This is a genomic window from Kitasatospora sp. NPDC096147 (assembly GCF_044763225.1).
Lineage (GTDB): Bacteria > Actinomycetota > Actinomycetes > Streptomycetales > Streptomycetaceae > Kitasatospora.
On sequence record NZ_JBIWFX010000006.1, the window covers coordinates 362,303 to 380,588 of the forward strand.

The 18,286-nt window shown below is 72.7% G+C and carries 12 protein-coding genes; 5 read left to right on the plus strand and 7 right to left on the minus strand.

From position 1 onward, the window contains the following. Positions 1-32: 32 nt before the first annotated feature. The gene (locus tag ACIRBX_RS21865; protein WP_402298719.1) at positions 33-1,718 is read left to right on the plus strand and encodes a methylmalonyl-CoA mutase; all 1,686 of its coding nucleotides are present in this window, start codon (positions 33-35) and stop codon (positions 1,716-1,718) included. A 109-nt stretch (positions 1,719-1,827) separates the two neighbouring features. Here the strand turns inward: ACIRBX_RS21865 and ACIRBX_RS21870 are convergent, their stop codons facing one another. Beyond that, positions 1,828-2,205: a MarR family transcriptional regulator gene (locus ACIRBX_RS21870; protein ID WP_402298720.1), complete on the minus strand. Its 378-nt coding sequence runs from the start codon at positions 2,203-2,205 to the stop codon at positions 1,828-1,830. A 234-nt stretch (positions 2,206-2,439) separates the two neighbouring features. Beyond that, entirely contained in the window at positions 2,440-3,105 is a 666-nt protein-coding gene (locus ACIRBX_RS21875; RefSeq protein ID WP_402298721.1) for a TetR/AcrR family transcriptional regulator, read from the minus strand. A gap of 378 nt (positions 3,106-3,483) precedes the next feature. On the opposite strand from ACIRBX_RS21875, the gene trxA reads away from it, so the two are divergent. The 4 genes from trxA (at position 3,484) to ACIRBX_RS21895 (ending at position 7,709) form a co-directional block, all read left to right on the plus strand. Beyond that, on the plus strand, positions 3,484-4,470 hold the full coding sequence (trxA, locus tag ACIRBX_RS21880; RefSeq protein WP_402298722.1) for a thioredoxin: 987 nt from the start codon (positions 3,484-3,486) through the stop codon (positions 4,468-4,470). 530 nt (positions 4,471-5,000) lie between these two features. Continuing rightward, positions 5,001-5,717: a DUF6230 family protein gene (locus tag ACIRBX_RS21885; protein ID WP_402298723.1), complete on the plus strand. Its 717-nt coding sequence runs from the start codon at positions 5,001-5,003 to the stop codon at positions 5,715-5,717. A 115-nt stretch (positions 5,718-5,832) separates the two neighbouring features. Next, complete coding sequence (locus ACIRBX_RS21890; protein ID WP_402298724.1) at positions 5,833-6,408, plus strand: DUF6114 domain-containing protein; 576 nt, start codon at positions 5,833-5,835, stop codon at positions 6,406-6,408. Then, on the plus strand, positions 6,405-7,709 hold the full coding sequence (locus tag ACIRBX_RS21895) for a hypothetical protein (RefSeq protein WP_402298725.1): 1,305 nt from the start codon (positions 6,405-6,407) through the stop codon (positions 7,707-7,709). Before ACIRBX_RS21890 ends, ACIRBX_RS21895 begins: the two co-directional genes overlap by 4 nt. 85 nt (positions 7,710-7,794) lie before the next feature. Here ACIRBX_RS21895 and pyk read toward each other — a convergent pair whose 3' ends face one another. From pyk to ACIRBX_RS21920, 5 genes are all read right to left on the minus strand, one after another. After that, positions 7,795-9,219, minus strand: a complete 1,425-nt coding sequence (gene pyk, locus ACIRBX_RS21900; protein ID WP_402298726.1) for a pyruvate kinase — start codon at positions 9,217-9,219, stop codon at positions 7,795-7,797. Positions 9,220-9,316: 97 nt separating this feature from the next. Next, a complete protein-coding gene (locus tag ACIRBX_RS21905) occupies positions 9,317-10,522 on the minus strand; it encodes an acetate kinase (RefSeq protein ID WP_402298727.1) in 1,206 nt (401 codons plus the stop codon). Further along, complete coding sequence (gene pta / locus ACIRBX_RS21910) at positions 10,519-12,645, minus strand: phosphate acetyltransferase (protein ID WP_402298728.1); 2,127 nt, start codon at positions 12,643-12,645, stop codon at positions 10,519-10,521. The genes ACIRBX_RS21905 and pta overlap by 4 nt, the downstream gene beginning before the upstream one ends. A gap of 145 nt (positions 12,646-12,790) precedes the next feature. After that, positions 12,791-13,468, minus strand: a complete 678-nt coding sequence (locus ACIRBX_RS21915) for a hypothetical protein (protein ID WP_402298729.1) — start codon at positions 13,466-13,468, stop codon at positions 12,791-12,793. A 37-nt stretch (positions 13,469-13,505) separates the two neighbouring features. Then, positions 13,506-18,188, minus strand: a complete 4,683-nt coding sequence (locus ACIRBX_RS21920) for an RICIN domain-containing protein (protein WP_402298730.1) — start codon at positions 18,186-18,188, stop codon at positions 13,506-13,508. Between the last annotated feature and the right edge of the window lie 98 nt (positions 18,189-18,286).

Here is an 18,286-nt window from a genome sequence, read left to right on the forward strand (position 1 = left end):
GGCGGCGGCCGTGAGTTGAGTGGAGTCCGGACGTGGACGCCGAGGACATCGAGGCAGGCCGGCAGCGCTGGCAGCAGCGCTACGACAAGGCCCGCAAGCGGGACGCGGACTTCACCACCCTGAGCGGTGACCAGGTCGAGCCGGTCTACGGCCCGGCCCCCGGCCAGCCCGTCGAGGGCTTCGAGCGGATCGGCTGGCCGGGCGAGTACCCCTACACCCGGGGCCTGCACGCCACCGGCTACCGGGGCCGGACCTGGACGATCCGTCAGTTCGCCGGCTTCGGGAACGCGCAGCAGACCAACGAGCGCTACCGGATGATCCTGGACTCCGGCGGCGGCGGCCTCTCGGTCGCCTTCGACATGCCGACCCTGATGGGCTACGACTCCGACGACGCCAAGTCGCTCGGCGAGGTCGGCCACTGCGGCGTGGCGATCGACTCGGCGGCCGACATGGAGGTGCTGTTCGACTCCATCCCGCTCGGTGACGTCACCACCTCGATGACCATCAGCGGCCCGGCCGTCCCGGTCTTCTGCATGTACCTGGTGGCCGCCGAGCGGCAGGGCGTCGACCCCTCGGTGCTCAACGGCACCCTGCAGACCGACATCTTCAAGGAGTACATCGCCCAGAAGGAGTGGCTCTTCGCCCCCGAGCCGCACCTGCGCCTGATCGGCGACCTGATGGAGTACTGCGCGGCCGGGATCCCCGCGTACAAGCCGCTCTCGGTCTCCGGGTACCACATCCGCGAGGCCGGGGCGACGGCCGCCCAGGAGCTCGCCTACACCCTGGCCGACGGCTTCGGCTACGTCGAGCTCGGCCTCTCCCGGGGCCTGGACGTGGACGTCTTCGCCCCCGGCCTGTCGTTCTTCTTCGACGCGCACCTGGACTTCTTCGAGGAGATCGCCAAGTTCCGCGCCGCGCGCCGGATCTGGGCCCGCTGGATGCGCGAGCGCTACGGCGCCAGGACCGAGAAGGCGCAGTGGCTGCGCTTCCACACCCAGACCGCGGGCGTCTCGCTGACCGCCCAGCAGCCCTACAACAACGTGGTGCGCACCGCCGTCGAGGCGCTCTCCGCCGTGCTCGGCGGCACCCAGTCGCTGCACACCAACGCGCTGGACGAGACGCTGGCGCTGCCCAGCGAGCAGGCCGCCGAGATCGCGCTGCGCACCCAGCAGGTGCTGATGGAGGAGACCGGCGTCGCCAACGTGGCGGACCCGCTGGGCGGTTCCTGGTACGTGGAGGCGCTGACCGACCGGATCGAGGCGCAGGCGGAGGAGATCTTCCAGCGCATCCTGGACAAGGGCCGGGAGGACCACCCGATCGGGCCGATCACCTCCGGCATCCTGCGCGGCATCGAGGACGGCTGGTTCACCGGCGAGATCGCCGAGGCCGCCTTCCAGTACCAGCAGTCGCTGGAGAAGGGCGACAAGCGCGTGGTGGGCGTCAACTGCCACCCGCGCAGCGTCACCCCCGAGCTGGAGATCCTCCGGGTCAGCCACGAGGTCGAGCGCGAGCAGGTCCGGGTGCTCGGCGCCCGGAAGGCCGCCCGCGACGAGGCCGCCGTCCGGGCCGGGCTGGACGCCATGCTGGCCGCCGCCCGCTCCGGCGAGAACATGATCCCGCCGATGCTCGACGCCGTCCGGGCCGAGGCCACCCTCGGCGAGATCTGCAACGCGCTGCGCGGCGAGTGGGGCGTCTACCAGGAGACCGCCCGCTTCTGACGGATCGTCGGACGGGCCCCCGGAGCACCTCCGGGGGCCCGTCCGTGCTGTCCGTCCTGTTCGTGCTGTCCGTCCTGTTCGTGCCGTCCGTGCCGTCCGTGCCGCCCGGTCACGGCAGGTCGCTGTCGCCGCCGAGGTTGTCGATGATCCGGCGCAGCACGTTCAGCGCCGCGGCGTACTCGGCCGGTTCGATGCCGGCGTGCATCCGCCGGGTGGTGGCGGCCATCCGTTCCCGGGTGCGCAGCCGCTGCGCCTCACCCGCCCCGGTCAGGCCGAGGGCGCCGTCCGGCTCGGTCAGCCACCCCCGGGCGGCGAGGTCGTCGAAGACCGGTCCGAAGTCGGTGCCGGGGTCCGCGAAGCGGGCCAGCCGCTCCGCGACGCCCGTCCTGGTCCACTGACCGGGCGCGGCGGCCAGCTGGTTGAGCACCCACCAGTGCGGCTGGGTGAGCCGGTCCTCCGCCAGCGTGGCGCGGAGCGCCGCCAGCAACCAGCCGGCTGGTCTCGGTGCTCCACCAGCCGATCGGCTGCGCGGCCAACGCCTGCTCGTCGTACTCCTTGACGCCCACGGGGCCTCTCCCTCCGGGGAACTGATCACCTGTCAGGAAGGCTAGGAGTTGAAGCCGACTTGAGGTCAAGGGTCGGATCCCCCGTCATCCGGGGCCCCGCGCGCGGCACCCGGCCCGCCCCGCTCGCCGTCGCCCGAGCCTCCCGCCCTGCCCGGCTACGCGGTGCCGAGGGCGGCCGACAGGCCCGGGAGGGGGTTGAGCAGCAGGGTGGTGAAGCGGTGGATCCAGTCCGGGGTGACGGGCTCGCCGCTGACCAGCATGCGGTGCTCGACGGTGCCCGCGATGGTGTCGAAGATGATGGCGATCTCCTCGCAGGCGGTGGCCTCGTCCAGGTCCGGGCCGAGCTCGCCGCGGCGCTGGGCGTTGAGCCGGCCCTGCTGGACGAGGTGCTTCTGCGGGTCGACGATCCGCTCGCGGATCCGCCGCCGCAGCAGCGGGTCCCGGGTGCCCTCGGCGAACAGGGCGAGCAGGGCGGCCTGGGTCTCCGGGCGGGCGAGCAGCTCGGCGAAGCGGAACACCACGGCCTCGATGTCGGCCCGCAGGCTGCCGAGGTCGGCCACCTCCAGGTCGTCGAAGAGGCTGGCGACGGCGTCGACCACCAGTTCGTTCTTGGACGGCCAGCGGCGGTAGAGGGTGGTCTTGGCGACGCCGGCCCGGGCCGCGACGTGGCCCATGGTGAGCCCGCCCCAGCCGAGCTCGGCCAGGGCGGCCCGGGTCGCGTCCAGGATGGCGGTGTCGGCGGCGGCGCTGCGTGGCCGCCCCTTGCCGCGCGGGTGGGCGGCGTCCGGCTCGGGGGCGGATTGCCGGGTGGTGGGGGCCACCGAGCCTCCTACGATTTACCTGCAAGTAACTTGGCCTGCACACGGTAGCGACAGACGGCGGGCAGCGGCAGCCGGGGACCACCGGAAAGTGGGGCAGCTCACGTCCCCACCGGCCCGGTGGGGCTTGCGGCACCGGCCCTCGGAGCAGATACGCTACGACTCGTAGCGAATAGGGCGACAACCACGCGTCCGGCCCAGGGATCGGGCGGACGCGGGGCGCGGGTGGGGATCCGCGCCGGCCTCCTTCGACTACGTCGGGAGGCGACTCCCGCCGACGCCGGGGGGACCGCCCGGCCGGAGCCGGGTGACCGGTGGTCGCAGCGGGCTTTTCCCGGCGGTTGGCACACGTCAGGGGTGCGGACGGGGGAGGATGGTGCCATGCAGCCACGGAATTCGCGTCTCAACAGCTCCTCCTTGCGCGGTGCGGTCGACCTCGCCGCAGTGAAGGCGGCCGGTGAGGCCGCGCAGAAGGCCGAGCAGGCCAGGGCCGAGCGGGCCCGTCAGGCGGCCGATGGTGGTGCGGACGCCACCGCCACCGCCGCCTACCCGCTGGTGATCGACGTCAGCGAGGACACCTTCGAGGCCGAGGTGGTGCAGCGCTCCGCCGAGGTCCCGGTCGTGGTGGACTTCTGGGCCGAGTGGTGCGGGCCCTGCAAGCAGCTCAGCCCGATCCTGGAGCGGCTGGCCGAGGAGTACGCCGGCCGGATCGTGCTCGCCAAGATCGACGTCGATGCCAACCAGCTGATCGCCCAGCAGTTCGGCATCCAGGGCATCCCGGCCGTGATGGCCGTGGTGGCCGGCCAGCTCGTCCCGCTCTTCCAGGGCGCGGAGAACGAGGCCAACGTCCGCAAGGTGCTGGACCAGCTGATCGCCGTCGCCGAGCAGCGCTTCGGCATCGTCGGCGGTGCGGTCACCACCGAGGGCGGCGCTCCCGTCGCGCCGGCCCGTCCGGAGGACCCGGCGCTGACCGCCGCGCACGACGCGCTGGACCGGGGCGACCTGGGCGGTGCGATCCAGGCGTACAAGAACGTGCTGACCGACCAGCCGGGGAACACCGAGGCCAAGCTCGGCCTGGCTCAGGCCGAACTCCTGCACCGGGTCGAGAAGTTGGACCCGCAGGCGGTCCGCTCGGCCGCCGCCGCCGGCCCCAAGGACGTGGCGGCCCAGCTGGACGCGGCCGATCTGGACCTGGTCGGCGGACACGTCGAGGACGCCTTCGGCCGACTGGTGGACACCGTGGGCCGCACCTTCGGCGAGGACCGGGACGCCGCCCGGCTCCGGCTGCTGGAGCTGTTCGAGGTGATCGGCGCCGAGGACGAGCGGGTCGTCAAGGCGCGGACCGCGCTGGCCCGGGTGCTCTTCTGAGCACGACCCTGGCACGGCGTGTGACCTGCGGTGCCGTCGGAGATTTGGCGACATTGCGCAGGAATCCGCAGGCGTTTATCAAATCTTGACCACACCCCCCACTCGTCACCCCAGGTGACGGTGGGGGGTGTTTCGTCCGCGTTTCCGCTGTGTATCGACCCGGCTCGCGCGTCCGATGGTGACTCTCGGTGATGGCGCCTTGGATTCCATGATCAACGGGCTCCGATGTTGGATTACCCGTCAGTAACGCACCTCTTGTACTTCGCCGGGGATTCAAGCACGATCGGCGACGCCCGGTCCTCTCTCCAGAGGTCCCCGCCGGGCCGCCGCCGGCCCCACCGGCGGTCGGAGGGCAGGGGGGTATCCGCAGATCCCAACCGCGGTTCCTGTCCTTCTTCGGCCGTACATCCGTGCGGTCGTTGGTTGTCGCCGCTACCGAGGACGCAGTTCTCTCCCATCCCAGGTCGGCACCGGGCCCGCGTGATCCGGTGCGAGGACCAGGAGATGTGCGTCCCAGAAGGAGGACACGCATGTCCCAGACTTTCGGCAAGACCCGCTGGAAGCGCTTCGCGCTCGTGATGGTCCCCAGCATCGCCGCCACCGCCGCGATCGGCGTGGGCATCGCGAACAGCGCCCTGGCCGCCTCTTTCGCGGTCTCCGGCCAGCGCTTCAAGGTCACCGTTGAGCAGCTGACGGGTGAGAAGTTCGCCCAGTTCGGTTCGTTCGACGCCGAGGTCAACGGCCAGATCCACCCGGTCGCCATCTCGGCCTTCGACACGGCCACCCTCAAGGGCATGTGCCAGTCGGTCGTCACCACCCCCAGCCTGCTCGGTCTCAAGCTGCCGGAGGTGACCATGCGTCTGGAGGCGGGCAAGAGCGACGACCCGAAGAAGCAGGTCACCGCCGAGAACCTGCTGATCGACCTGGACAGCCTGCGTGGTGACGCGGAGTTCAAGAGCATCAACATCGGCCAGGACGCCTCGACCCTCGACGGCAAGGCGACCGACGGCTGGAAGAGCGCTCTCGGCACCGGCAAGCCCAGCGGGGCCATCGGCTTCTCGCAGGCGGCCAAGAGCGCGACGCTGACCGACGTCAAGCAGACCGCCTACGCCACCTCGGCGGGCACCTTCAACCTCCGCGGCCTGTCGCTGGACCTGTACCTGGGCAGCAACGGCAAGGGCAAGGAGTGCTTCTACGAGGAGCCGAAGGCCGGTTCCGTGCTCGACCCGAACGCTGCCAAGCAGTAGTCGGACCGGTCGGACCCGCACCGTCGTGGTCCCTCTGGCCGGGGCCGGCCTCGGCCGGCCCCGGCCGCACCATCTCGCTCCGCCCACCTCGTAGATCCCGTCGAGGAGTTGCATCGTGTCCAGCGCAACTGCCCAGTCCTGGCCCGAGGCCGGGAGCCCGTTCAACCGTGCACGGACCGGGTTCCGCAACTGGCGCCGCTCCAGGCCCTTCTGGGGCGGCCTGCTGGCCATGCTCGCCGGTGTGCCGATCCTCTACCTGCCGTACCACAGCCTCAACCTCAGCGGCATGACCGTGCAGATGGCCACCACGGCCGGCGCCGGTTCGATGATCATCGGTCTGCTGATGATCCTGCTCGGCCTCACCGGATGGTTCCAGCCGGTGGTCCGGGTGTTCGCCGGGGTCGCCACCACCATCCTGGCCCTGCTGTCGATCCCGATCTCCAACCTGGGCGGCTTCGGACTCGGCCTGATCACCGGCCTGATCGCCGGTGGCCTGCTCGTCTCCTGGGCGCCGCTGCCGGTCGAACCGCCGCTCGCCGGGGCCGAGTTCACCGAGCAGCAGGCCGCAGCCGGGCAGGCCGCCGCAGGGCAGCCCGTCGCCGAGCAGACGGCCGCGCCGACCGAGGCGCTCCCCGCGCAGCGCACCGCCGAGGAGCAGGCCGCGCCGACCGAGCAGGGGGAGCAGCGGTGACCGACGGAGTCGAGCAGCGGCCCGGCCCGCGACACGCCGCGCCGCGCCGCGCCGGACGGCTGCGCGGGCGGGCGTTCGCGCTGGCCGCCGTGCCGACCGCACTGCTGATGGGGGCGATCCCGACCCTCGCGCAGGCCGAGCCGAAGACCTGTGGCGCGGCCACCGCGCCGGACACCATCCTGGAGGAGATCCCGGTCCCGAAGAGCGAGTTGACCCCGCTCCCCGGTCCGGGCCTGCCCGGCACGGTGCCGTCCGCCACCCCGTCGGCGCCCGCCGGCGAGCCGTCCGCCTCCGCGCCGTCCACGTCCGCGCCGTCCACCCCGTCGGCCTCGCCGACCGCCGCGAGCCTGACCGGCGCCGGACGGACCGTCAGCAATGCGGTGGCGCTCGGCAGCGGACCGGCGAGGGTCTCCCCGGCCGGCCTGATCGACGACCTGGTGGGCGTCTTCGTACCGCCGAAGCCCGGTGCGTCGGCCACGCCGGCGCAGCCGCCGAAGCCCGCCCTGGTGACGCCGACCCCGGCGGCCACCCCGGGCGAGCCGACGCCGGCCGCGCCGAGCAGCCCGGCCGCGCCGAAGCCGCGCACCGCCGAGAGCCCGAGTGCCGCCCCGACGGGCGCCGCTCCGCAGAGCCCGAGCGCGGCGCAGCCGTCCGCGAAGGCCGGGACGGGCGAGGCCGCCAAGCCCTCGGCGAGCCCGTCGGCCAAGGCCGAGCAGGGCAAGCCGAGCGGCAAGCCGACCCCGGTGCCCGGCTCGTCCGGCGACCCGAACTGCCAGCTCGACACCCGCTCGATGAAGGCCGCCGCCGCCGGCCCGGGCCACGTGGTGCCGGAGCAGAACTGGACCCTGCGGTCCACCCTGCTGGCGCTGCACGGCTCGGTCTTCAACGGCGTCTACGACGTCCGGACCCCGACCACCACCAAGCGGGTGCTGAAGTTCACCACCGCGAGCGTGGACATCGAGAACCTCGACATGTCGACGATCCAGGTGCCGGGCTACACCTTCCACGTGAAGGGCGGCCCGGGGACCACCTCGACCATGCGTCAGGGCCCGGTCACCATGTACGTGGAGAGCCTGTCCGGCCACCTCACCGAGGTGATCGGCCTGCCGATCCCGATCGACCTGGGCGAGATCACCCTCACCCCGGACACCCTGCCGCGCTGGCTCTGGGACATGCTGAGCACCGTCCCGATCCCGCTGGACCTCAAGCTGAAGGACGCCAAGGCCGTGCAGGCCGGGCAGTTCGGCGGCACCCTGAAGATCCCCGGCATGCGGCTCTACAACGACCAGACGCCGTACTAGACCGGACGCCGTACCGGGCGCCGCACGCGAGGACGGGCCGTCACCTCCGAGGGAGGTGACGGCCCGTCCGCGTTCCGCGCGAGGGTCAGGCGCGGGTGCCCAGGTGGTGCACCTGGACCATGTTGGTGTTGCCGGGGATGCCGGGCGGGGAGCCGGCGGTGACGATGACGGTGTCGCCCTCGTTCAGTCGGCTGAGGGCCAGCAGCTCCTGGTCGACCTGGGCCACCATCGCGTCGGTGGTCTCCACCTGCTCGGTGACGTACGCCTCGACGCCCCAGCTCAGCGAGAGCTGGGCGCGGGTGGCGGCGTCCGGAGTGAAGGCGATCACCGGGATCGGCGAGCGGTAGCGGGACAGCCGGCGCGCGGTGTCACCGGACTTGGTGAACGCGACCAGCGCCTTGGCGTTCAGGAAGTCGCCGAGCTCGCAGGCGGCGCGGGCGATCGAGCCGCCCTGGGTGCGCGGCTTGCGGCCCGGGTTGAGCGGCTGGAGGCCCTGCGCGAGCAACTCCTCCTCGGCCGTCTCGGCGATCCGGCTCATGGTCTTGACCGTCTCGACCGGGTACTTGCCGACGCTGGACTCGGCGGAGAGCATGATCGCGTCCGCGCCGTCCAGGATGGCGTTGGCGACGTCCGAGACCTCGGCGCGGGTGGGCCGCGAGGCGTGGATCATCGACTCCATCATCTGGGTGGCGACGATGACCGGCTTGGCGTTGCGGCGGGCCAGGGTGATCAGCTGCTTCTGGACCAGCGGCACCTTCTCCAGCGGGTACTCGACCGCCAGGTCGCCGCGGGCCACCATGATGGCGTCGAAGGCGAGGACGATCTCCTCCATCGCCTCGACCGCCTGCGGCTTCTCGATCTTGGCGATGACCGGCACACGAATGCCGACCTCGTCCATGACCTTGTGCACGTCGTCGATGTCGGCCGCGTTCCGCACGAAGGACAGCGCGACCATGTCGACGCCGAGCTCCAAGGCGAAGCGCAGGTCGTCCTTGTCCTTCTCGGACAGGGCCGGCACGTTGACCGCCGCACCGGGGAGGTTGATGCCCTTGTTGTTCGAGAGCACGCCGCCCTCGACGACCACGGTCTTCACGCGGGGGCCGTCGACGCTGACGACCTCCAGGGCGATGACGCCGTCGTTGATCAGGACCGGGTCGCCGGGCTTCACGTCGCCGGGCAGGCCCTTGTAGGTGGTGCCGCAGATGTGCTGGTCGCCCGGCACGTCCTCGGTGGTGATGGTGAACTCGTCACCGTTGTCGACCGTGACCGGGCCGTTGGCGAAGGTCGCCAGACGGATCTTCGGGCCCTGGAGGTCGGCGAGGATGCCGATGGTGCGGCCGGTGTCCTGGGACACCTGGCGGACCTTGCGGTACCGCTCCTCGTGCTCGGCGTGGGAGCCGTGGCTCATGTTCAGTCGGGCGACGTTCATGCCCGCTTCGACGATGGCCTTCAGCTGTTCGTAGGAGTCCGTGGCCGGACCCAGGGTGCAGACAATTTTCGCTCGGCGCATATCGGTCAGTCTATCCGTTCGTGTTATCGGTGCGTTCGGCCCGAAAGCTGAGGAATCGTCAACGAACTGTCCCGAGGGGTGGGACGCTGATGGTCCGTCAGGTTTGGTGTACCAGAGCGAAGGACTGGCGCGCGATCTCCAGCTCCTCGTCGGTCGGCACCACCGCCACCGTGACCCGGGAGTACTCGGGCGAGATCACCCGGGCCTCGCCGGAGCGGACCGCGTTCAGCTCCGGGTCCACCGCGATGCCCAGCTCCTCCAGCCCGGCGCAGGCGGCGGCCCGGACGGGGGCCGCGTTCTCGCCCACCCCGGCGGTGAAGGCCACGGCGTCCACCCGGCCCAGCACCGCGTAGTAGCCGCCCAGGTACTTGCGCAGCCGGTGCACGTAGGCGTCGAAGGCCAGCTTCGCCTCGGCGTCGCCGGCCTCGGCCCGGCGCATCACCTCGCGCATGTCGTTGTCGCCGCACAGGCCGAGCAGGCCGGAGCGGCGGTTGAGCAGCTCGTCGATCTGATCGATGCTCAGGCCGCCGACCCGGTGCAGGTGGAAGACCACGCCGGGGTCGATGTCACCCGAACGAGTGCCCATCACCAGCCCTTCCAGCGGAGTGAGGCCCATCGAGGTGTCCACGCAGACCCCGCCGGCCACGGCCGAGACCGAGCCGCCGTTGCCCAGGTGCAGCACGATCACGTTCACCTCGGCCGGGTCCTTGCCGAGCAGCCGGGCGGTGGCCCGGGAGACGTACTGGTGCGAGGTGCCGTGGAAGCCGTAGCGGCGCACCCGGTGCTCGTCGGCGGTCTTCCGGTCGATCGCGTAGCGGGCCGCGTACTCCGGCATGGTGGCGTGGAAGGCGGTGTCGAAGACCGCGACCTGCGGCAGGTCGGGGCGCAGGGCCCGGGCCACCTCGATGCCGGTGATGTTGGCCGGGTTGTGCAGCGGGGCGACCGGGATCAGCCGGCGGATCTCGGTCAGCACCTCCTCGGTGACCAGGGTCGGCGCGGTGAACCTCAGCCCGCCGTGCACCACCCGGTGGCCGATCGCGGCCAGCTCGGGGGAGTCCAGGCCCAGGCCGTCGGCGGTCAGCTCCTCGGCCACCGCCTTGAGCGCGGCGGCGTGGTCGGCGAACAGCGCGGAGGTCTCGCGCTTCTCCCTGCCCTGCGGGGAGTGCACCAGCCGGCCGCCGCTCTCGCCGATCCGCTCGACCAGGCCGGAGGCCAGCCGGGAGCCGTCCACCATGTCGATCAGCTGGTACTTGACCGAGGAGGACCCGGCGTTGAGGACGAGTACCCGGGTGGCTCCGGTCACGAGGCGGCTCCTTGGCTCTGCGCCTGGATGGCGGTGATGGCGACGGTGTTCACGATGTCCTGGACCAGCGCCCCCCGGGACAGGTCGTTGACGGGCTTGCGCAGGCCCTGGAGCACCGGGCCGACGGCCACGGCGCCGGCCGAGCGCTGCACGGCCTTGTAGGTGTTGTTGCCGGTGTTGAGGTCGGGGAAGACCAGCACGGTGGCCCGGCCGGCCACCTCCGAGCCGGGCAGCTTGGTCGCCGCCACGTTCGGGTCCACCGCCGCGTCGTACTGGATCGGGCCCTCGACCAGGATGTCCGGACGCAGCGCGCGGACCAGCTCGGTGGCCTTGCGGACCTTGTCCACGTCCACGCCGGAGCCGGAGGTGCCGGTGGAGTAGGAGAGCATCGCGACCCGGGGCTCGACGCCGAACTGGGCGGCCGTGGCGGCCGACTGGATGGCGATGTCGGCCAGCTGCTGGGCGTCCGGGTCGGGGTTGACCGCGCAGTCGCCGTAGACCAGCACCTTGTCGGCCAGGCACATGAAGAAGACCGAGGAGACGATCGCGGCGCCGGGCGAGGTCTTGATCACCTCGAAGGCCGGGCGGATGGTGGCGGCGGTGGAGTGCACCGCGCCGGAGACCATGCCGTCGGCGATGCCCTCCTGGACCATCAGGGTGCCGAAGTAGGAGACGTCGGTGACCACGTCCAGGGCCAGCTCGACGGTCATCCCCTTGTGCGCGCGCAGCTTGGCGTACAGCTCGGCGAACTGCTGGCGCAGCGGGGAGGTGGCCGGGTCGACGATCCGCAGCCGGGCGCCGTCCCGGTCCAGGTCGTCGGCGGGCACCACGATGCCGAGCGCGGCGGCCTTGCGGCGCACCTCGTCCGGCGGACCGAGCAGGGTGAGGTCGCAGATGTTGCGGCGCAGCAGCACCTCGGCGGCGCGCAGCACCCGGTCCTCGGTGCCCTCCGGCAGCACCACGTGCCGGCGGTCCGAACGGGCCCGCTCCAGCAGCGCGTGCTCGAACATCATCGGGGTCACCCGCTCGGACTTGCCGAGCTCGATCCGGTTGGTCAACTCGGCGGTGTCCACGTGGAGTTCGAAGAGGCCGAGGGCGATCTCGGCCTTCCTCGGGCTGGCCGGGCCGATCCGGCCCTCCAGGTGGGTGAGGGCGGCGGCGGTCAGCCAGCTGCCCTCCGGGACGACCGCCACCGGGGTGCCCGGGGCCAGCCGGCCGGCCAGCGCCATCACGTTCGGGCCGGGGTGCTGACCGAGCGTCAGCAGCACGCCGGCGATCGGCGGGGCACCGGCCGCGTGGGCGGCCAGCGAGCCGATCACCAGATCGGCCCGGTCCCCGGGCGTGACCACCAGGGCCCCGTCGGTCAGCGCGTCCAGGAAGGTCGGCAGCATCGCACCGCCGAAGACGAAGCCGCGGACGTCCCGGGCCAGCCCGGCGGCGTCGCCGAGCAGCACCTCGGCGCCGGTCGCCTCGACCAGCTGGGCCACCGTCGGGGCGGCCAGCGCGGGCTCCTCGGGGAGCACGTACGAGGGGATGGAGAGCTTCTCCGCCAGTACCCGCTGGATCTGCTGCTTGGCGCCGGGGGCGACCCGGTTGGCGATCATCGCCAGCACCGAGCAGCCCAGGTCGCGGTAGGCCCGGTGGGCGTTGCGCACCTCGGCGATCACGGCCAGCGGGTCCTCGTCGTGGCCGCCGACCACGGGCAGCACCCAGGCGCCGAACTCGTTGGCGAGCCGGGCGTTGAAGGCCAGCTCGTCCGGGATGTTGGTGTCCGCGAAGTCGGTGCCCAGCACCAGGACCGCCTGGCAGCGGCGCTCCAGCGCGTGGAAGCGCTCGACCAGGGTGGAGACCAGCTCGTCCTGCCCCTGGGCGGCCTGCAGCGCGGCGGCCTCCTCGTAGGTCAGGCCGTACATCTCGGCGGTCGGCAGGTCCAGCCGGTACCGGTCGCGCAGCAGCTCGACCACGTGGTCGGCGCCGGGCTCGCCCGGGGCGTTCGGGTGGACCAGCGGGCGGAAGATCCCGACCCGGTCCACCTGACGGGTGAGCAGTTCCATGACCCCGAGTTCGACCGCCTGGCGGCCGTCCCCCCGGTCGATCCCGGTCACGTACACGCTGCGCGCCACCTGGTGGCTCCTGTTCAGGTCGGCTTGGGTCCGGTCATATTGACCATACATTCGCACCACAGACGGGCGTCCGCATGCGCGGACGCCCGTCGGAGGCAAGGGACGAAGGTCATCGGACCGGGGGCCGCACGGCCCTGACGTGCGGTCAGCCGAAGCCGTCGGAGCCTGCCAGCTCCACCAGGACGGTGTCCTCCTTCGGGGTCAGGTGGATCGTGACCGGTCGGTCGTCGATCAGCCAGCCGTTGGGCCGGGTCCAGCCGCCGTGGCCGTCGGAGCGCCAGCCGTCGGCGCGCAGCTCCCGGCCGATCAGCTCGGCGGTCTCGTGGCCCGGCCGGCCGGCCGGGCCACGGACCGTCAGGTCCCGGAGGCAGGCGTGCAGGGCACAGCTCCCGCCGGGGCCGGAGTCCCGGGTGACGTGCACCCCGGCGGGCAGCGGAAGCATCCCGGGGTGGGCGGAGAAGGGCTGCGAGAGCCGGAACGCCACGACTGCGGGGACGGCGAACAGGCCGAACAGCACCAGGTAGCCGCCCAGCGTCGCGCGTGCCGCCCCCGCCCGGCCGAACGCCTCCTTCGGGCGCGCACCGAGCCGCCGCCGCTCGATCCACTCCCCGCCGAACACCAGCAGCGCGCCGACCGGGGCGTACGCGACGTAGACCTCCGCCTCGGCCCGCAGGTGGATCAGGTCCAGCAGCAGCGCACCCGCCACCCCGGCCCAGGCCAGCAGCACCACGGCGACCGGCACCCCGGTCCGCCAGGACCGGGCCAGTGCGGCCCAGGCGGCCAACGGGGCTGCCAGGTACGTCACTTGAAGGGCCGTGAACACGGCGGTCCTCCTCTCTCGTCGGACGGTCGCGGGCGGGTCAGGAGAAGGTGCAGGTCAGGATCCCGGTGCCGCACACCATGTCCTTGGAACGGCCCCAGAACTGGGTCTCCCAGTCGTTGAGGGTGCCGCTCACCTGGGTGCCGAAGCGCCCGTAGTGGTTGTCCGGGCTGACGTTGTCGTAGAACGCCCGGTACGACTCGCTCTTGGCGTCGATGCCCCCGTTGTAGAAGCCGTAGACCAGTTGGTAGGGCGAGTAGTACTGCCGGCTCTCGGCCGGGACCTTCGGCAGCTCCACCGTCTGCAGGTACTTCACGTAGTAGGCGGTGGCCTCCATCGCCAGGTCGGTGTGCGAGGCCAGGTCCCCCCAGCCGTCCGCCCGGAACTTGCCGGGGTACGCCTTGACCAGCACGTCCCAGGTCGAGGGCTTGATGTTGGTGATGCCCAGGCTGCAGGTGCCGTCGCTGCCGTGGCCGGGGCACTGGCCCCGGGCGGAGGCCGAGGCGACCCCGATCTCGTACAGCAGGTAGCCCTCGACCCCGTACGCGGTGACGTACTCCTGCTCCTTGCGGCTCTCCATCAGGGCGATCGAGAGCACCATCCTCGGGTCGACGCCGGCCTTGGCCGCCGCGATCACCGCGGACTGCAGGAACATGGCGGGCTGGCAGGCCACGTTGCCGAAGCCGGCGGTCCGGCAGTCGCCCAACTGCTCCTTGGGGAAGGCCCGGTAGAACGCCTGCACCCAGTCGGCATTGATGCTCACCGTGAAGTCGCAGTTGTACTGCTCCCGGTCCGTGGTGCAGGGGCGCGAGCCGGGGGTGCCGACCCCGGTCCCGGTGTTGGTGGAGTCGGCGCAGACCGTGGTGGAGCCGGTGGCGCACCAGCCCTTGGCCCCGGCCTGCTCGTAGCCGGCCCGGTCGGCGGCAGCCCGGGCGTCGGAGGCCGCCTGCTGGGTCCGCGTCACGGACTGCTCGGCCGAGGTGGCCGAGGCGTCGGCCGCCGCCGCTGCCCGGTCGGCCTCGGTGGCCGCCGCGTCGGCCGTGGCGGCCGCCCGCCGGGCACCGGCCGCGTCGGTCTCCGCCGAGGTCGCGGAGCTGTTCGCCGCCGCCGCGTCCGTCGCGGCGTCCTGGGCCGAGCGGCCTGCGGCGGCCCGGTCGGCCAGAGCCTGCCGGTACAGCTCGTCGCTGTGCGCCGACGCCTGCACCGCAGCTGCCGTGTCGGTGGCCGCCGCAGCGGCCGACGCCATCGCGTCCGCTGCCGAACGGGCGGCCTTGGACGCCGACTTGGCCGCATCGGCGGCCGCCACGGCAGCGAGCTTGGCCTCGCCGGTGGCGCGGTCGGCCGCCGCCTGGGCGGTCTGGGCGGCAGTCGCCGCCTCGGTGGCCCGGGCAGCCGCCACGGCGGCCTGCTGCTGCGCCGTGGTCTTCGCGGCCTGGGAGGCCAGGGTCGCCAGACCGGCGGCCGCGTCCTTCTTGGCGTACGGCGCCGCGAGGTCGATCGCGGCGTCGGCCGGAGCCGCCACGGTGGCGGCGGCGGAAGCGGCCTCCTGGGCCGCCTCGTTGGTGGCCCAGGCCGAGCCGGCCGCGGCCGCGCTCTCGGCGACCGCGCCCTGTGCCTCGGTCCGGGCGGCAGCCGCCCGGTCCTTGGCGGAGGTGGCGGCGGTGGCCGCCTGATCGGCCGTCAGCTGGGCCGTCCGGGCGTCGGTGGCCGCCTGGTCGGAGGCGTCGATCGCGTCCGCCGCCGCCGCGTGGGCGGCCAGAGCCGCCGAGCGGGTGGCGGCAGTGTCGGCGTCCGCCCGGTCGGCTGCGGCCTTGGCCCGGCCCGCCGCCGCGCCGGCCTCGGTGGCGGCCTTGCGGGACTTGCCGGCCGCGACGCCGGCCCGGCCGGCTTCGGTGTCGGCCGCGTCCGAGGCCCGGCCGGCCGCGGCCGCGTCGGCCCGCGCCCGGTCCGCCGCCGCACGTGCCGCTGCCGCGTTGGCGGTACCGACCGCCTTGGCCGCCTCCGCCTCGGCCGCGTCGGCCCGGGCCGAGGCCGCGTCGTGGTCCCGGGCGGCGGCGACCGCCCGGTCGCGTGCCGCCGTGGCGACGCCCTCGGCCTGCAGGGCATCGGAGTTGCGGGCGGCTGCCGTGGACTCCGAGGCCCGGGCACCGTCGCGCAACGACACCGCCGTGGCGGCGAACTGCTGGGCCTTGGCCTCGGCCTGCTCGGCCTTGGCCCGCTCGGCGTCCGCCTTGGCCCGGGCGGTGCCCGCGCGGGCCCGCTCCTGAGCAGCCGTCAGGGCACTCTGGTGAGCTGCCGCTGCCGAGGTGCCGGCGTCCTTCTCGGCCTGCTGCGCACGGCCCTTGGCCGCAGCCGCACGCTGTGCGGCGGCAGCGGCGGAGTCGGCCCGCTGCTGGGCGGAGGCCGCCAGCTCGGCGGCCAGCCGGGCGTCGCCCTGGGCCAGCTCCCGAAGGAACTGGGCGCGCGCCGCGTGGGCCTGGGCCCGGGCGGTCGCGAACAGCGTGGCGCTGTCGGCGGCCGTCGCGTTGGTGGCCGCGACGGCGGTCTGGATCGCGTTGGAGACCGCGACCGCCGCCGAGGCGGTGGCCTTGGTGACCTGGGCCGACTGCAGCGCGTACGTCAGACCCCGGCCCTGCGGGGTGCCGTTCGTCCTGGCCGTCACCGTGGCGGCGTCCTGAGCGGTCTGCACCTGGGCGGCGGCGTCCTGGGCCTGGCCGGCGGCGACCTTGGCCGCCTCGGCGAGCCCGGTGACCCGGGCCTTGATGAGGCCCATGTCGCCGGGGATCCGGGCCACGTCGGCGTTCCAGCCGTTGGCGCGGTACTGCTGCGCCCAGAGCAGCCGGTCGGCGTACCAGGCGTAGCTGAGCACGTCGTTCATCGCCTCCGAACCGGTCTTCAGCGCCTCCAGCGCCCGGGTCTCGGCGGTGAGGATCGCGGCGCGCTGGGGCGCCTGGGAGTTGAGCTCGGTCTGGTACTCGGCCCAGGCGGCTTCCTCGACGTCCAGCCAGATCAGCTGCGGGTCGAACGGGTTGGTCGGATCACCGCCCGCCCAGCGGGCCTTGAGCGCCTCGACCTCGATCCGGAACTCCGGGGTGCCCTTCTCCGGTGCGGTGGTCGGGTAGCCGTTGAACTGGATGAAGCGACGGACGTCGTCCGCCGACCCCCGGTTGGCCTGGTCGGCGTACGTGTCCCAGACCGAACCCCACTGGGGGTCCTTGGCCTTGTGCTCCAGGGCGATCGCGGTGACCCGGTCCTTCTCCGCCTGGGCGGCCCTCGGGACGGAGAAGTCGAACGCGACGGCGTCCACCGCCCGCCAGAAGGTCGAGCCCGAGGACATGTAGCCGATCACCTCGCCGTCGAAGCTCGGCTCGTTCTCGTACATCGAGAAACCGTCGAGGAAGTGCTCCCTGCCCTCCGACCGCTGGCCGCGGGCCTGGTCGGCGATCTTCGCCGCGGCCACGTCCACCGACAGGGCGCTGGTCGGGTCGCTCGACCAGGAGGCACCGTTCCAGACGTTCCAGGTCGCCGTCAGGTCGGCGTCGTTCGAGGCGAGCGCGGCGCCGGCCTCGGTCCGCATCCGGAAGCCGCCCCCGCGCAGGGCGACGGCCATCCGGGCCCGTGCGTCACGCTTGGTCTGCGCGTCCTTCATGGCCTCGGTGCGGCGGAAGAGCTCACCGGTGCCGGCCGGGTAGACCACCGGGGGCGCGACCACCGGGCCGGTGAACGTGCGCCCGGGGTACTTCGGTGCGTTCCAGACCTGGGCCGCGGTGTTGTTGCAGGTCCAGATCTGCAGGATCGCACCGTCGGCGGTCGAGGAGGAGGGGATGTCCAGGCAGCGGCCCGACTCGGGGTTGAGCAGGGTGGTGCGGTTCTCGCCGTCGAGCCGGACCACCCACTGCTGGTTCAGCCCGCCGGTGCACGGCTGGAGGTCGACCTGGCTGCCGCTGCCGGTGCCACCGCCGACGTTGAGGCAGCGCGGCCCGTGCGAGACGCTGCCGTCCTGGTCCAGCTTCCAGACCTGGTCCGGGGAGCCGGTGCAGCGCGAGCTCTGCACCTTGGTGCCGGGGGTGAGGTTGCCGCCCGGATCGTCGACGCACTTGGCGAGCGAGGGGTTGCCGATCGGTCCGGTGGGGACGGGAGGGGCGCCGGGCGGGGCGAACCACTGGGCCCGGCTGCCGTTGCAGGTCCAGACCTGGAGCACCAGGCCGTTGTCGGTGGAGCCGCCGTTGACGTCGACGCAGCGCCAGTAGTCGGCGTTGTAGATCCGGGTGCTGCCGTTACTGGCGTACTGGACGATCCACTGCTGGTTCTTCCGGCCGTTGCAGTCCCAGAGTTCCAGCTTGGTGCCGTTGGTGATGGTCGACCCGTCCTGGGTCGGGTCCGGGATGTCCAGGCACTTGCCGGGTGCGTTGTCCAGCGAGATGGTGCCGTGGAAGCCGAGGTCACCGCTGTAGCCCCAGCGGTCCATCGGGGTGAAGGTCCAGTTCTGGTTGGTCTTCCCGTTGCAGTCGTAGCTGACGACCGGAGCCCCGTTGGCGGTCTGGAAGGCGTAGTCGTCCATGCACTTGCCCAGGCCGGTGTTGCGCACCGGGCCGCTGGACTGGCCGTTCATGTTGTACGCGTTGGCCAGCGCGGTGTTGCCGAGGTTCCAGGCGGGTACGGCTGCCGCCGCCGTACCCGCCGTGCCGAAGGTCAGGAACAGGATGATCAGTGTGGCGAGCACCCGTCTCGGGGACGGATGTCTTCTTGCCGGCTGCACGGAGCCCCCCGACTCGTGGTCACGAGGATCTGACGACCGCCTTGCTGACGGTTCGTCTCAGA